Here is a 16227-nt window from a genome sequence, read left to right as displayed (position 1 = left end):
CCTAAACATTCACTCTACGAATCGTTTTTTATTGACTTAAAAATGAAATCATAACGACACACCAATTTGCGTAACTTAGGGTGCAAATAGGCAATCAGATTACAGTGCCTATCAGGAGGATGTATGAAACCAAATCGATCTACGGTACTCACTGGACATGTAAAACACTGCCCATGCTGCTCTACCGAACTGGTCATCAAAGACCACATTCACGTTTGCCCGCGCAATGAAATTGGCGACTGTTACTTCGATGGCTATGACCAACACGAACAGCGCGCTAATACCGATTTTATCGATCATGCAAGTGCCAATGATAGCCTTGTTTACGGCATGTCAGAACACTAAGCTTTATTCAAGATTTGTTGAAGTCATTTCGCGCCAAAAAAAATGCAGCGCCAATCGAGTGATTGTTCGCTGCATTCTTAGATCCTGTAAACTTAGCTAACCATTAAAATGGAGCTAGGTAAAACGGATTACCACATTAGATCATCTGGGATCACGAAGTCTTTGTACGGGTCATCTTCGTCTACTTCGTCTGTGCTACCTGCCTGCGTATCAACGATAGATTCTTCGTCGCGCATAGCAATCTTGTTCGCTACTGCTGTTGGAATAACAACATAGCTCTCGCCTTGACGAGCAATACTTAGAATGCCTTTACTTAGTTGCTTTTGAGTCAGCTCTTCTACGTAAAGATATTTAACTAGCGTACCGTCGGTGAAGTTGTATTTGATCTCACCGTTCTTCTGTTCGATCTTGTTCATCTCAATCAGTTGCTTCACTTGAGCTTTAATTTCTTTGCTCAACTGTTGTTCTTTCAACTGTTGGTTTAGCTCTTTGTCTTTCGCTTGCTGCGCCAGTTTAGTTTCTTCAGCTGCCGCTTTTGCTTCACGAGACTGAACGCGAGACTTTTTAGAGCCCTTCTTCGCCTTCTTTAATTTTTTCTCATTTACCAAGCCAGCTTTAAGCATTTGCTCTTGGAGTGTTAACTTTGCCATGACTTTCCCAGTTCAGGATTAAAAACGACACTATCATACCTGTTTTTGAGGAATCTGTTTACTGAACAATGGCAAAATTTATACTGATAGAGCAAGGCGGTTAGCGTTTTCCCTTATCGTGATTCACAGCATCCATTTCTGGTTATTTACCGACCTATGATTTCCACGAAAACAACCAGTAGTGACTTACCCTCAAACCCAAATCGTTCCTCTATTTTTTAGCGTGCGCGCGTATCACTTATCATTCAGGCAAAGCAATATGTTAATTTTCAATGAGTAATCTAATTTATAAAACCATGGCATATATCTAATATTTGGATAATTCCCATAGAGTTATAACTCCAATGTCACAACTCTTTACTACGTTATTCTTTAAACCAATCAGTAAGGATAACGTGAAAATGAAAACTCAATGGACTTACCTGAGTGCAATACTTGCATCAGCTTCATTCATTTCAACCTCGGCGATCGCAGACACCGACGTGTATCTCACCAATAACACCAATCAAGTGATGACCATTCAAGCCAACCACACTGGTACCGACCTGCTTCAACTCGGTGATGAGTGGCAACAGCATGTTGAACAGATTGGTCCTTGGGAGACGAAGAAGCTGATAAGTTTCAACCGCTGGACTGGTGTGAAATCTGGGAAGACCTATGAGTTTGACACTGTGGTATCAAACGCTGTGGGCGAAAGTGTCACGCTCAACCAAACCATGAAGGGACATTGGTATAACTCGACACTGCAACATGGTTTGAGTGCCGCAGACGTCAACCTAACATTGCATGACGATCGTAATATTCATCGCAGCACAACCGATGCGTTCGGGGTCAATGCAGAGCTAGCCCTCAAAGCCGATTCTACAGCGCGCTATGATGATATTTATTACACCATCACCCCACCAAAAGTGGATGAGCAACCAGAGCCGGATGCCAATACACTCAAGGTCATGACTTACAACATCTGGGCGCTGCCTGCCATCGCTTCACATATTGGTGACCGCTATGACCTACTCCCTCAATATGTAAAGGGCTATGACGTGTTGGCGCTTCAAGAGGTGTTTGCTAACGGCAGAGATGAGTTCTTGCGTGAGCTTGCGAAAGAGTATCCTTATCAAACTAAAATGCTCGATAAAGATGGGATTAACATATACGACGGTGGTGTGATCATTGTCAGCCGCTATCCTATCGTTAATGAAGCGCAGTATGTTTTCCCTGATTGCACGGGCACAGATTGCTTTGCTGATAAAGGTGTTAACTACGCGGAAGTTATCAAGAATGGTCAGGCTTACCATGTTTTCGGTACCCACACGGCATCATTCGATACGGACACCGCTCGTGATTACCGACAACGTCAATTCAAGCAGATGCGTGCACTGGCGCAGTCTCTGAATATCCCGGCATCAGAAACTGTGGTTTACAGCGGTGACTTCAACGTGAACAAGCTGAAGTTCCCTGGCGACTACCAACAAATGTTCGCTAACCTGCAAGCCGATGAGCCGGAGTATTCAGGTTATACCGCTTCAACCTTTGATCCACGCATCAACAACTTTGCGGGCGAACCTATGTCGGGTGGCGAGAACGTTGAGTATCTCGATTATGTGGTAGTGAGCTCAGAGTATGCCGCTAAAGCGCATAACTACAATCGCGTGGATGTCCCAAGATCAACAAGCAGTGAGTTATGGAAGCACTACAACCTTTCAGACCACTTCCCTGTTAGCGCCGTGATCAAGTAACTCGGTGAACCAATAATGCATCGAGTTATATTAATCCTAATGCTCGTCTTAACGGCGAGCATTATTTGCTATTCGTGGTCATCAAAAACGAACGAAACAGCGCTATCTTCTGCTCAACACACAGAACCTAAGCCGCGTGTTTCTACGACAACTAATGACGATAATTCCACGCCTACTGCAACCGCTAGTTCGGAAAACTCCGCATCGCACAGCAATCAAGCCCAAGCCGGAGCACTGGACGGTAAAATTCTTGCTGAAAACTTGAGTGAGCTTGAAGGCAAGGCTTTGTTCGATGAACTCGATGGGTTCTGGAAGCTTTGCCAACAACGCGATGACTGCGCAGAGCAACTCGCACGATTGAAATCAGAATTGTCGGGCATATGGTTTGAGTTACTGAGCGACTATCCGCAGCTATCGGCTGACTGGCAATTAACACAAAGCACTATCCCACTTGAATCCATAGAGACTCTTGAAGATCGTGTTGCCTTATTCAAGCAATCTGCACAACAAGTATGGGGAGAGTTGGCCCACCAGCTATTCGCTGACCAGTTTGCTCATCTGGATTTTACGCTTGACGCTAACACCCTTGAAAAGAACGAAGCGAGCCAGTTTTTGGCCAACTATCAAGATTTGCTTAGTGAATGGCAAAACAATACGGGCACGTTAAACGCCGAAACACAGCTTCAAAAATATGAACTGGCAGTATCTTTGATACCCAGCAGCTATAGCCCTGCTGAAGTAGCATCAGTCAAAGCCGACCTTCAAGATGCCTACTTAGATGAAGCGCAGGCCAGCAACATTGCCGCGCGAGAACAACAAGTCGCACAACAGCAACAAACCGTGATGAGTTATCACGAGCAACTGGATCAGCTCAAAGCAACCTTAGACTCTCAGCGCTCATCAAGTTATGCCACTTGGACTCAACAAGATTGGGACAGTTATTATCAACAGCAAGTCACCGATTTCAGGGAGCAGTTCTTTAGCAAGTAACGCCTTAACTTAAACCATCACGAAACTGAGCGGGCGTTTTATTGAGCCAACCTTTAAACGCCCTTCTGAAATTTGCAGGGTCGCTATAACCGAGCCTTTCACCGATGTCATCAATGCTCATGGTTGTGCCGAGTAATAGCTCTTTGGCCAGCTCCACTCGAACTTCGGTAAGCAATATTTGGTAACTGGATTCATGGGTCACTAGCTCTCGCCTGAGTGTACGAGAGCTACAACCAAACTCATCCGCGAGTTGTTCAATATTCGGGAAACTGCCTGCGGTTTGATAAAAGATCGTTTTGATCTGGTTAGTCAGCAGATGCTCAGAGTCCAACGTTTCGACTATCGACTGGCAAGACGCAAGATAGCGCTTCAGTGTCGCGGCATCATGAGTCAATAAGGTCTGTGATAAAACCGAGGCATCAAAACGCAATTCACAATGGCTCTGCTCAAAAACTACAGGGCACTGGAAACGGTCGTCATAGAGCTTAGCGTAATTGGGACGAGCATAAGGCAAAGCTAAAGTGTGAATATCCAACTCATGACCAGTCAGTTCTTTGAACAAAGAGACGATTGAACTCAAGAAATACTCACTGCAGAAAGGCAGGAAATCGCCCACTTCCAATGTGTTCTCGATCTGAATCATTGCTTGCTCGGAATCTAGAAACAATTTAACCGAGAAAATAGGACCGTTCAGGCGCAAATACTTGAAGCCCGACTTGATGGCCTCCCCGACATTTTGACTGGTCGATAGCGCATAACCCAACACACCAAAGTGGCTCAAGCTAGCGTGTTCCCCCAGCCAAAGCCCTAAGCCATCGTGAGGAAAGCTCTGATTCGCCACGCTAAATAACGCTAGTTTATCAGCGTAAGTCAGCTTTCCATTCGGGTCTCGCCAATCCATGTTCGGCAAACCCACATCATTGAGTAGCCTTTCAATATCGAGACCTCGTTGCTCTAACGTATTCAACAGCAGCGCGATATCTAATGTACCCAACTGATGCCGATGTCCGGTCGGCTTATACTCCGCGATAATCTCCAATCGTCTCTCCTTATATCGAGCCCATTCCCACAAACATGACTACTCAGCCTTAACAACACATGCTGACAAAATCGTGATTGGTAACGCGCTCTTGTCCGAATATGACCTCCCAATTCTACGCTACTCATCGCACAATGGCTTTAGTTGTTAAATTAATGTGAACCATCGCAATGATAAAAACGAACCCAGCCCCACACAGTTTGATTAATTCTAATGGTCAGCCGATCATTGGACATTTCGATGGCATCCTTAAACACCTAAACATCGAGAACTTTGACTACCGAAACTCGATGGATTCAAAAGCAAACCCTTGGCAGAAGCACTTCCACTATAAGCAATTACAGTTTGTCAGCATCGTCACCGACACACACATTATCGGCGTCGCTATCGCGGATATTCGCTACTTAGGCTCGGCATTTTGTTATCTGTACGACATAGAAAACAACCACCTGCAAGAGTCATCTTGGTTGAGGCTATTAGGGTTTGATAAACAAGTTACCGCTTCGCCATTTGACGGCACGACAAACATTGCAGGCCAAAGCATCATCTTTAATATTGAAGGCGGACAATGGCGAGTTCGCTTGAATACGAAATTCATCAAGGCCGATATTTCTTTAGAGCCTGAAACCGACAGCTTGCCCATGGCGATGTGCAGCCCAACGGGTTATTCAGGTTGGACTTACACCCAAAAGCACAATGCTTTGCGCATCAGCGGTGAAATCCAAATCAAGGGAGAATCACTCGTTCTCGAACAAGCTCGTGCCGGTTATGACTTTTCAGCGGGTTACATGAGACGTGAAACCAGTTGGCGCTGGGCAAGCATCAACACGCAATCCAATGGGACAGATATTGGCTTGAACCTCGCAGCAGGCGTCAATGAAACCGGAGGCTGCGAGAACGTTTTATGGATCAATGGAACTCGGCACTTACTTAACCCGGTACAGTTTGCGTTTAGTCGCCAAGACACCAATTTACCTTGGCAGATAACATCACAAGATGGACGTATAAACCTGACCTTTACGCCCTTAAATAATCGCAGCGAAAAGCTCAATTTATGGCTGTTAAAAAGTAACTTTCGTCAGTTCATTGGTCACTTTTCTGGCTCGATTGAAGACAACAATGGAGTGACACATCAACTCGATGGTGTTCTTGGCCTAACAGAAGATCACTTTGCTCGCTGGTAGCGAAATTTTGCTAACTGAATTTCAGGCGAGCAAGTCTAAGTAAACTTGATACTAAGAACGCGTATGGCGTCTCAACAAGGATAAAACATGAATATCGACGCATTAATCAATTACCCAGAATGGCTACTGCTGGTATTAGCGCCCTTGTTCGTGGTGTGCATGTTGGCTGAGTATTTTATCGGTCAGAAGCAAGGTCGACTGCCTGATAACTCCAGCTATAAGCTTTCAGAAGTGATGTGTAATTTCACGCTGGCGGGAATGCATCAACTCTCCGATTTGCTCACCGGGTTATTGGTCGTGCAGCTGTATCTCTGGATGTTTGGTTGGCGCTTAATGGACATTGAAATGGGCGTGCTGAGTTTTGTTGTATTGATGGTGTTACAAGACTTTTTCTATTACTGGTTCCATAGAGCAAGCCATCGTGTTCGCTGGATGTGGGCCGCGCACGTGGCACACCACAGTTCAGAAAGCATGAACTTCAGTACGGCTTTCCGTCAAAGCTTAATGTATCCACTTGCTGGGATGTGGCTTTTCTGGATACCGTTGGTCATCATAGGTTTTGCCCCTAAGTGGGTCATCTTTGTGGTGCTTCTCAATCTAGGTTTGCAGTTCTTCGTCCATACACAATGGATACGAAGCTTGGGGCCACTTGAATACATCTTTAATACCCCTTCGCATCATCGAGTACATCACGGCAAAAACCCGCAATACATTGATAAGAACTACGCCGGCGTTCTTATTATCTGGGATAAGTTATTTGGTACATTCGAACCTGAAGTTGAAACTGTACGTTATGGCGTCACCAAACCCGTGAACAGTTTTAATCCGATAGTGGTCACCTTTCAAGAATGGAAGGCCATATTCAAAGATTTGAAGAACCGAGAGTTAACCATGAAGCAGAAAGTCCAGTTGATACTCTCGCCTCCATCGGATTAAACGGACGATAGACAGATTGTATTAACTAAGAAACCGCCTCAATTGGTTTCAAAACCTTCCCCACTGACTCGATTGAATAGTAAAGCACCGTTTTCCGGCAATTTATTTGTGATCTGGGTTGCACGCGTACCGCATACTATCAGATACTGAACAAAACTAACCTTCAGCCACAGTAAACGTTCCGCGCTTGCTGTTCAGGAAATTCAATGAGTTCAGATAATCAGCCAACCTACTTCTTTTTCGATTACGAAACATGGGGCGTTAGCCCAGCAAAAGACCGTCCGAGTCAGTTTGCGGGTGTTCGTACCGACCAAGATTTCAATGTTATTGGAGAGCCTCTGGTTATCTATTGCCAACCTCCCGCTGATTACCTCCCTGCGCCTGAAGCTGCACTGATCACCCGTATCACACCACAAAAAGCGGCTTCACAAGGTCTCCCTGAGCCAGAGTTTATCGCTAAGATCCATGCTGAGTTAGCGAAACCTAACACCACAAGCCTTGGCTACAACAGTATTCGATTTGATGATGAAGTAACGCGTTACACCTGTTACCGAAACTTCATCGACCCATATGCGTGGAGCTGGCAGAATGGCAACTCTCGTTGGGATTTATTAGATGTAATGCGCGCTGTTCACGCACTGCGTCCTGAAGGCATTGTTTGGCCAGAGAACGAAGAAGGTTACCCAAGCTTCAAACTGGAACACCTATCTGTGGCAAACGGCATTGAACACGAGAACGCGCACGATGCGATGGCCGATGTTATTGCGACCATCGAGTTAGCGAAGAAGCTGAAAGCTGCGCAACCTAAGATGTTCGATTACCTTTACAACATGCGTCATAAGCGTAAGCTGAATGATCTGGTTGATATCGTAAACATGACACCATTAATGCACGTTTCAGGCATGTTTGGCCGTGACTGCAACTACACCAGCTGGATTGTGCCTATGGCTTGGCACCCAACCAATCAAAATGCGGTTATCGTGGTTGATTTAGCCAAAGATCCAAGCCCACTGTTAGAACTGGACGCTGATGAACTCAGAGAAAGGCTCTATACCAAACGCAGTGAACTGGGTGAAGACGAACTACCCGTACCCATCAAATTGGTTCAGCTAAACAAGTGCCCTATTCTTGCTCCAGCCAAAACGCTAACGGCTGAAAATGCTGAAACCATCGGTATCGATCGCCAACAATGCCTGAAAAACTTGGCACTGCTGCGCGAACACCCAGAGATCCGCGAAAAACTGATCGGCCTGTATTCACAAGAGCGCGAGTACGAAAAGAGTGATGATGTTGATACACACCTTTACGACGGTTTCTTTTCACCTGCTGATAAAACAGCGATGAACATCATTCGCGAAACTGACCCGAACAACTTGGCGGCTTTGGATATCACCTTCAGTGACGAACGAATTAAACCGTTACTGTTCCGTTACCGTGCGCGTAACTTCCCATGGACGCTCGACGAAGCTGAGCAATTGAAATGGGCGAACCATTGTCGTGAGTTTTATGAGTGCCGTTTAGAAGAGTACATGCTCAACCTTGAAAACCTCGCGCACGAACATGAAAGCGACGAGAAGAAAATGGCTATCTTGAAGGCGGTTTATCAGTACGTAGAAAAGTTAGCTAGCTAATTCCATTATCAAGAGACGTAACACTTTGAAAGAAAGATTGATCCAACTGGTTTACTGCTTAATCTCCTTCACCTTAATCATAGGTGCACTTACAGCAGGTAACGCGTTACAGCACTTTTTGGATACCTCAATCCCAGGCAGTATTTTTGGCATGTTGATTCTGTTTGCCGCCATGGTGATTGGTATTGTTCCTTCGAACTGGGTACAACCCGGTGCAAGCTTGATTATCCGCCTAATGATCTTACTGTTTGTTCCGATCAGTGTTGGGTTGATGGATCATTTCGACATGCTCATCGCGAACGCATTGCCAATTATGGCGAGCGCCGTTGGTGGCACATTATTGGTGTTAGTATCCTTATCATGGTTCTTAGACCGCTTGCTTTCGAGAGGTAACTGATCATGTGGATTCTACTCACCATCGTGGTATTCCTATTTGCTCGCTGGGTAAGTCAAAAAGTAAACTCGCCGCTGTGTAACCCCCTGCTTATCAGCATTGGTATCATCATTCCGATTCTCACGTTCTTTAGAGTACCGTTTGAGACTTACTATGCTGACAACACTTGGATTACCTACATGCTGCAGCCTGCGGTTGTTGCACTTGCTTACCCACTTTATGAGCAGCTACCTCAAATCAGAGCCAACTGGCGCATCATTACCTTTGCGTGCACGCTAGGCAGTGTGATGTCGATGACAACAACGGCAGTGATCGCAGTAGCATTTAAAGCGGACTTAACTTTGATTGCGAGCTTGTTAGGCAAATCAGTCACCACGCCAATTGCAATGGAAGTATCGAGCCATTTAGGTGGTGAAGCAGCGATTGCGGCAATACTGGTATTGATTGTGGGTCTATTTGGGGCAATTTTTGCTTACCCAATCTACAACCTCATTGGTATTAAGAGCCCGATCGCCCGTGGTTTAACCATGGGTACCGTGTCTCACGCTTTAGGCACCGCGACTTGTGCGGAAAAGAATCAGGAAGATGCAGCATTCAGTTCTTTGGCTCTTGTGCTTTGTGGCGTCATTACCTCAATCATCGCACCGAGTATATTTTCGCTCGTGGTTTGGTTCTACTCTTAACCTAAACGATCACTACGCGATTCAGCCCAACCAGAATGCTGTTTATTACAGTGTCTGTTTGGGCTTTTTATTCGCATTTATTTAGCAATAGCAGTCAAGTCACGGTCTTTTACGAGCAATAAGTGCGATATCAGCTGTATAAATGGCTCTTGTAATCGATTTCAAGTGTGACCTCACTCTAATTATGCAAACCAATGTAACAACAACAATTCAATAGTGATCTTTATCACAGAAAATTCCTGAGCAATGCATAAACTTAAAGCCTAAGGTCAATTAAGGATTCAACATGAACAGTCGTATTACCCTGGCGCTGGAAAGTGCTCCATCATCAATGAAAGCGCTTTTGAGTGACATCGTATTAGCAGACAACTTTGACGCGACATTGTCTCCAGAACAATTTGCTAGCCTACTGCAAGCAAGTGGTTTAGCGGATGACGAGCTACGTATTGCGCTACTTCCTTTTGCCGCAGCCTATTCTTACGCTCCGTTATCTGACTTTTATGTTGGTGCAATCGTGCGTGGTTTATCTGGCACTCTGTATTTTGGTGCAAACCTTGAAATTGCTGGTGCTCAACTTGGCCAAACAGTACACGCTGAGCAATCTGCAATCAGCCACGCTTGGATGAAAGGCGAGCAAGGTATCTCTGATATCACCATCAACTTCAGTCCTTGTGGTCACTGTCGTCAATTCATGAACGAACTGACCACAGCAAAAGAACTTAAAGTTCAGCTTCCACAACGTGATGAAATGTCTCTGCAAGAGTACCTACCAGACTCATTCGGCCCTGCCGACTTAGGTGTGACGACTGGCCTAATGACTAAGCTTGATCATAAGCACACGACTGAAGAAACAACGCCTATTGTTGTAGAAGCGCTAGCAGCACTAAACCGCAGCCATGCTCCTTACACCAAAAACCTAAGTGGTGTTTCACTGCAATTGACGTCGGGTGAGATTTTCACCGGTGCTTACGCTGAAAACGCAGCGTTCAACCCAAGCTTACCTCCTCTACAAGTGGCGTTGATTCAACTTAAACTGGCTGGCTTCGATTTCGAACAAATTGAAAGTGCTGCTTTGGTTGAAATCGCAGAAGGTAGCATCAGTCACCTAGCGGATACGCAATCTACATTAGAAGCGATTAATCCCGACATTCCAGTGACTTACTTAGCAATCTAAGTACATATAATTAACAAAAATTTAAATAAGCAGCCCTAATTAACAGGGCTGCTTTTTTTATGCCTGTAATTAAAGCAACAACTTGCGCAAACGTTTGCTTTTGTCATTAAAATAAGTATGATCACCCCGTCTTCAATCAATCGTTCAAAAGATCGGAAGGAATTTCTATGTTTGGTACTGCTACTCGTGAAAATGCTACTCGTGTACTTCTATTAGGTTCAGGTGAACTCGGCAAAGAAGTTGCTATCGAGTGCCAACGTTTAGGTTTGGAAGTTATTGCTTGTGACCGTTATGCAGACGCACCAGCGATGCAAGTTGCGCATCGTAGCCATGTATTAGACATGTTAGACGGCGATGCACTTCAAGCGATCATTGAACTAGAAAAGCCAGATTATGTGGTTCCTGAAATTGAAGCTATTGCCACCAGCAAGTTGGTAGAGCTAGAAGCGCAAGGCTTAAATGTCGTTCCAACTGCGAATGCGACCAAGCTAACGATGAACCGCGAAGGTATCCGTCGTCTAGCCGCAGAAGAACTCAAACTGAGCACTTCTCCTTACCGCTTTGCAGACACCTTTGAAGACTTCGCTTCCGCTGTTGAATTCGTGGGCATGCCTTGCGTTGTTAAGCCAGTAATGAGCTCTTCAGGTAAAGGCCAAAGCGTTATCAAAACAGAGGAAGACATTCAGAAGTCTTGGGACTACGCACAAGAAGGCGGTCGTACTGGCGCGGGTCGTGTAATCGTTGAAGGCTTCATCGACTTCGATTACGAAATTACGCTACTTACCGTTCGCGCAGTCGACGGTGTTCACTTCTGTGCGCCTATCGGTCACCGCCAAGAAGACGGTGATTACCGCGAATCATGGCAGCCACAAGTGATGTCAGACAACGCACTTAAAGCCGCGCAATACACGGCTGAACAAGTGGTTAATGCACTAGGTGGCCACGGTATCTTTGGTGTCGAGCTATTTGTTAAAGGCGATCACGTTATCTTCAACGAAGTATCCCCTCGCCCACACGATACAGGCCTAGTAACATTGATGTCTCAAGACTCATCGGAATTCGCACTGCACGTACGCGCCTTTACCGGTATGCCGATCAAATCCATCACGCAATACGGCCCATGTGCATCAGCGGTTATCCTTGGCCAAGGTACTTCAACCAACATTCGTTTTGAAGGTCTTACAGAGGCGCTAGACGCACCACAAACACAAGTTCGCCTGTTTGGTAAGCCTGATATCGATGGTCGCCGTCGTTTAGGTGTGGCGCTTACCCGTCGTAACAGCACAGAAACAGCGATTGAAGATGCCATTGAGAGCGCGTCAAAAGTAAAAGTGATTTACTAACCTGCTATTCAATTCTGAACAATCACGAGTTCAAATCTGAACCATAAAAAGACGGGCTATCGAGCCCGTCTTTTTGTTGGTGTTATCTGTTCGCTTAACTAAGCAGACTGAACTTAAGCGTCTGACTCAATCAAATACACTTCTTCACAGAAGCGAGACAACCCTTTCTTAGCAATCTTCGGATGTTCATCGTTCGCTATATCTTGATTCAACAATGTAATTTTGTATCCTGCAAACAATTGAGCAATCTCTAACTTAGGTACGCTAAACGGAGGCCCCGCCATCTCGCTTTGATCATAATCCAGAGTCACCAGAAGGATCTTACCGCCCGGTTTCAGCAGTTGTTTTAAGCGCTCTACGTACTGCACTCGCATCTCTTCAGGCAATGCGACTAAAGACGCGCGATCATAAATGGTATCGACAGGTTGGATTGGCGCTGAAAAGTAATCGCCCGTGTAGATGTTCAGTTCATCGAATTGGTAGAGCTCGTGCTGACCGCTAATTTGAGTCACAGTCGGGGTATAAAGGTGCTCTACAAAAAATGCGCGAACCGCAATCTGGCTTAACTCGACACCTTGAACATCTTCATGCTTTGAAGCTAGCCAAATCAGATCTTCACTTTTGCCACAAAGTGGAACAAACACACTCTTCTCGTAGCTAGGCTCAGTATTTTCCCAAAATTTAATCAGAAGTGGGTTTACATCTTCGAGGTGGAAACCAATTTGGTTGGCTGCCCATTTATTGTGCCAAAATTCAGGATTATTCATCTTTCGTTCATGTTAAACAGTCATAATGCAAGGGTACAGTATAGAGAGGTAAGAGCAACCTTAGCTTGGTTTAAAGTACTAAATTGATTTCGATAAAATCAGAAACTGGCTAAGTTCAAAGTTCTGATAATTGCGGAACTAACGGTTGGATTATTTGTCTATATCTTCACATTTTAAAGCAATATTAAACGTTAGAGTTGGTTTCTGTCTTAGCTAGCCCCATTAAATATGTAGTGAGTTTAGTTAAGCTGTTTTTACTCTTGTGCGTTACTGGTTACCCCTTTTGACTACCCGTTTTTTGTAACCTTGTATTTTGGAGTTTGAATGAGTGTATTTCTCCGTACGACGGCCCTAATGCTTTTGGTATTGAGCCGAGCGCCTGCATTCGCAGCAGCACCTGTTTCAACAAGTTCAACAGATCAAACGCGCACTCCTGCGCAAAACCAAGTATCTTCAAACGTATTCCGTCATAGTTTGAGCGGCCTTTACGGCATCAAAGCCTTCGACTCACGCCCGACTCAGCCTTACACCGACTTCGATATTTTGTACAGCAAAGCGCATCAAGGCCAAGCTGAACTAGAAACTATCTGTAAAAGTACTGCCCTACTCACCAATTCTGAAGCGCTATTTGCTGGCGTTAAATCTCAAGCTCGTGCAGAAGAAAAAATCGCCCTTGAGCTTGATGGTGATGTGACAAAAATTACCGACTTAGCCCGTGCAACTATCATCGCGAACGATGTAGAGAGCTTGGTTGAAGTTTACGAAGCGCTAAGCCGTGAAGCAGACGTTGTAAAGCTGAAAAACAAGTTTAAATCACCAGCTGACTCTGGTTACCGTGACCTTAACTTGTTGGTTCGTTTGCCTAAAACCAACATCATTGCAGAGGTTCAACTTCACTTAAAAGCGATTGCTGATGTGAAAAGTGGTCCTGAGCACGAGCTGTACGAAATTATCCAAGGCATTGAGCGTCACGCAATTGCGGAACATCGCCCAATCAACGATATCGAAGCGGCACAAATCAATAGCCTACGACGCCAATCTTTAGAGCTTTACCAACAAGCATGGCAACCGTACATTACAACGCACATTAAAGCGGCTTAACACATAGATAGGCTATTCCAATAAACATCACAAGGGCTGCACTCGCAGCCCTTTTTAGTACTTGTTGAGTAGCCTCTCCACTTCCTATCCCAAATAATCAGATCGTTTAAATTTAGATCTCAGTCTCTTTTCTCCGTCGAACATTTCTGTTTCTATAGCGAATAAGCTTCTGACAAGAAAAGGAATTACGTCAATGCAGAATAACAAATCCATGCTTTCCATCGCGCTACTTGCTGCGTTTTCTGTACACGCTAGTGCTGACGAATGCGGAAAGATCACCATTGCAGACATGAACTGGAACTCGGCGAGCCTATTGCTCATGTCGACCAATTCATTTTGAATAACGGCTACGGCTGTGAAGCGGACTTAATCCCCGGTGATAGCGTCCCTACGGGCACGTCAATGATTGAAAAAGGTCAACCTGATGTTGCGCCAGAGCTTTGGACTAATGGCATCAAAGAAGCGTTGGATAAGGGTGTTGCGGATAAGCGTCTACGTTACGCGGGCAAGTCTTTGGTCAACGGCGGTGAAGAAGGTTTCTGGGTACCAAACTACCTTGTTGAACAGTACCCAGAGCTTACAACCATTGAAGGTGTGATTAAAAACGCAAAGCTGTTTGAACACCCAGAAGATGATGAGAAGTTTGCGTTTTATAGCTGCCCTGCGGGTTGGACTTGTCAGATTACCTCCGGTCACCTGTTCGATGCGCTTAAGTTAGAAGATCACAATTTTGAAATGGTTGATCCCGGCTCAGGCGCCGCTTTAGCAGGTACGATAGCGAAAGCTTACGAACGCAAAAAAGCATGGTTTGGATATTACTGGTCGCCTACGCCTGTGCTAGGTAAGTATGAAATGGTGAAGGTTGATTTCGGAAGTGGTACTGACATTGAGGAATTCCGTAACTGTACGACACAACCTGATTGTGAATCTCCTAAAGTGACCATGTATCCACCAGCACCGGTTCACACAATCACCACAGAAGCCTTTGCTAATAACGAACCTCTTGCCTACCAATACTTTGAAAAGCGTGGTTTTACCAATAAACAAATGAGTGAGTTGCTGGCCTGGATGGAAGACAACCAAGCCGACGCCGAAGAAGCCATGTATTACTTTCTAGAAAGCTCACCACAGGTATGGAAGCCTTGGGTGTCTGAAGACATCGCAAGTAAGGTTCAACAAGCCCTTTAGAGTGAAGATTCAAAGTCAGAGGCCTAGCCTCTGTTTTCGCATCTAAAGCAAGTTCTTACCGGACAGTAAATAGATGGAGTTTGAGAAAGGTTACTAAAAATTAAAGAAATGCGTTTAGCTTAAACTCTATGCAGATACAAAAAGACCACGCTAGGCGTGGTCTATTGCTTGGCTACTTCTCGATTTTAATATTTTCGACACGGGCCTTTAGTTTTTGTCCCGGTCTAAAAGTAACAACACGTCGAGCAGAAATTGGAATGTCTTCACCAGTTTTCGGGTTACGACCAGGTCGCTCGTTTTTCTCGCGAAGATCAAAATTACCAAAACCAGACAGTTTTACCTGTTCGCCATTTTCGAGCGCTTTACGAACTTCTTCGAAAAACACTTCCACCGTTTCCTTGGCATCCCGCTTGCTGTATCCGAGTGTCTCAAACAGGTTCTCAGCCAAATCGGCCTTCGTGAGTGCCATAAAACTTTCCTCAAAGCTATGTTAAACATTGCTACCATCGCCAGTAGCGCCAAAGCATTTACCCTATTCAATCAATGAGATAAGGTCATTTACAAGGAAAGTGTATGCCAAGCTTCTGATTTTCGCCAACTTTTTTATCTTAACTATTTAATTATTCTTTCAAATCAGAAAGATAACTCGCTTCAAATTTCACATATATAGCTAAAAACCATCTACTCAACAGTAACGAAATGGAGTTATATTCCATACAAACAACCATTAATAGAATTTAAAACTTTAGCGAACTAAATAATAATTTTTGAGACTTTTCTCCGATACCCAATAAAATCAGCCACTTGATTTGATATGGGACTCAACAAAGGTTACTAAATAAGCGTTATTAAATATAAGATTTGTATCATTTCAGAATTTAATTCGAATTCACTTATAAAAGCCTATGTTCTTTTGAGGTTTTCGGTTACAACTTAACAGAGGATGGCTTGACGGAATCAGAACTCGATGAGTGTATCGAAATCAGAATAGAAATGATCGGTCTAGAAATAGAATATGATCTTGAGAGCCAGTTACTTGCGTGTATGGTTAGTTGATTGCTTAGTA

Annotated in this window: 15 protein-coding genes and 2 pseudogenes; 13 read left to right on the top strand and 4 right to left on the bottom strand. The window is 44.7% G+C overall.

Annotated features, from left to right (window positions below; genetic code table 11):
* The first annotated feature begins 123 nt into the window (after positions 1-123).
* Positions 124-345 carry a hypothetical protein gene (locus AB4185_RS04000; RefSeq protein WP_017059142.1) on the top strand — a complete coding sequence of 74 codons (222 nt, stop codon included), beginning with the start codon at positions 124-126 and terminating at the stop codon, positions 343-345.
* Between the two features lie 128 nt (positions 346-473).
* Here AB4185_RS04000 and AB4185_RS03995 read toward each other — a convergent pair whose 3' ends face one another.
* On the bottom strand, positions 474-995 hold the full coding sequence (locus AB4185_RS03995) for a DUF2058 domain-containing protein (RefSeq protein ID WP_010441213.1): 522 nt from the start codon (positions 993-995) through the stop codon (positions 474-476).
* Positions 996-1396: 401 nt separating this feature from the next.
* Here AB4185_RS03995 and AB4185_RS03990 point away from each other — a divergent pair, with 401 nt between their 5' ends.
* Both AB4185_RS03990 and AB4185_RS03985 read left to right on the top strand, forming a co-directional pair.
* Complete coding sequence (locus AB4185_RS03990) at positions 1397-2731, top strand: sphingomyelin phosphodiesterase (protein WP_372134910.1); 1335 nt, start codon at positions 1397-1399, stop codon at positions 2729-2731.
* A gap of 39 nt (positions 2732-2770) precedes the next feature.
* Positions 2771-3721 (top strand): chromosome partitioning protein ParA, encoded by a 951-nt coding sequence (locus tag AB4185_RS03985; protein WP_372135072.1) that lies wholly within the window; start codon positions 2771-2773, stop codon positions 3719-3721.
* Between the two features lie 4 nt (positions 3722-3725).
* Here the strand turns inward: AB4185_RS03985 and AB4185_RS03980 are convergent, their stop codons facing one another.
* The gene (locus AB4185_RS03980) at positions 3726-4760 is read right to left on the bottom strand and encodes an AraC family transcriptional regulator (RefSeq protein WP_372134908.1); all 1035 of its coding nucleotides are present in this window, start codon (positions 4758-4760) and stop codon (positions 3726-3728) included.
* A 170-nt stretch (positions 4761-4930) separates the two neighbouring features.
* Here AB4185_RS03980 and AB4185_RS03975 point away from each other — a divergent pair, with 170 nt between their 5' ends.
* From AB4185_RS03975 to purT, 7 genes are all read left to right on the top strand, one after another.
* Entirely contained in the window at positions 4931-5944 is a 1014-nt protein-coding gene (locus tag AB4185_RS03975) for a DUF2804 domain-containing protein (protein WP_372134906.1), read from the top strand.
* Between the two features lie 87 nt (positions 5945-6031).
* Positions 6032-6880, top strand: coding sequence for a sterol desaturase family protein (locus AB4185_RS03970; RefSeq protein WP_372101285.1), 849 nt, complete (start codon positions 6032-6034; stop codon positions 6878-6880).
* A 206-nt stretch (positions 6881-7086) separates the two neighbouring features.
* Complete coding sequence (sbcB, locus tag AB4185_RS03965) at positions 7087-8511, top strand: exodeoxyribonuclease I (RefSeq protein ID WP_017070926.1); 1425 nt, start codon at positions 7087-7089, stop codon at positions 8509-8511.
* Between the two features lie 25 nt (positions 8512-8536).
* A complete protein-coding gene (locus AB4185_RS03960) occupies positions 8537-8908 on the top strand; it encodes a CidA/LrgA family protein (protein WP_372134904.1) in 372 nt (123 codons plus the stop codon).
* Between the two features lie 2 nt (positions 8909-8910).
* The gene (locus AB4185_RS03955) at positions 8911-9588 is read left to right on the top strand and encodes an LrgB family protein (RefSeq protein WP_017059134.1); all 678 of its coding nucleotides are present in this window, start codon (positions 8911-8913) and stop codon (positions 9586-9588) included.
* A gap of 286 nt (positions 9589-9874) precedes the next feature.
* Positions 9875-10762, top strand: coding sequence for a cytidine deaminase (gene cdd / locus AB4185_RS03950; protein ID WP_333008851.1), 888 nt, complete (start codon positions 9875-9877; stop codon positions 10760-10762).
* Positions 10763-10929: 167 nt separating this feature from the next.
* Positions 10930-12105: a formate-dependent phosphoribosylglycinamide formyltransferase gene (gene purT, locus AB4185_RS03945; RefSeq protein ID WP_136974855.1), complete on the top strand. Its 1176-nt coding sequence runs from the start codon at positions 10930-10932 to the stop codon at positions 12103-12105.
* A gap of 113 nt (positions 12106-12218) precedes the next feature.
* On the opposite strand, the gene AB4185_RS03940 is transcribed toward purT, so the two are convergent.
* Positions 12219-12872, bottom strand: a complete 654-nt coding sequence (locus AB4185_RS03940; protein WP_372134902.1) for a thiopurine S-methyltransferase — start codon at positions 12870-12872, stop codon at positions 12219-12221.
* Positions 12873-13196: 324 nt separating this feature from the next.
* Here AB4185_RS03940 and AB4185_RS03935 point away from each other — a divergent pair, with 324 nt between their 5' ends.
* On the top strand, positions 13197-13973 hold the full coding sequence (locus AB4185_RS03935) for a RelA/SpoT domain-containing protein (protein WP_017059130.1): 777 nt from the start codon (positions 13197-13199) through the stop codon (positions 13971-13973).
* A gap of 193 nt (positions 13974-14166) precedes the next feature.
* A pseudogene (locus tag AB4185_RS03930) lies at positions 14167-15161 on the top strand (ABC transporter substrate-binding protein).
* A 172-nt stretch (positions 15162-15333) separates the two neighbouring features.
* On the opposite strand, the gene ihfA reads toward AB4185_RS03930, so the two are convergent.
* The gene (gene ihfA / locus AB4185_RS03925; protein WP_004734853.1) at positions 15334-15630 is read right to left on the bottom strand and encodes an integration host factor subunit alpha; all 297 of its coding nucleotides are present in this window, start codon (positions 15628-15630) and stop codon (positions 15334-15336) included.
* Positions 15631-16079: 449 nt separating this feature from the next.
* Here ihfA and AB4185_RS03920 point away from each other — a divergent pair.
* Positions 16080-16217 (top strand): annotated as a pseudogene (locus AB4185_RS03920) (GTP-binding protein); the annotation flags it as partial.
* Positions 16218-16227: the final 10 nt, after the last annotated feature.

Source organism: Vibrio sp. 10N.286.48.F5 (assembly GCF_041469785.1).
Classification (GTDB): Bacteria; Pseudomonadota; Gammaproteobacteria; order Enterobacterales; family Vibrionaceae; genus Vibrio; species Vibrio crassostreae_C.
This window is presented reverse-complemented; position numbering and strand designations above follow the sequence as displayed.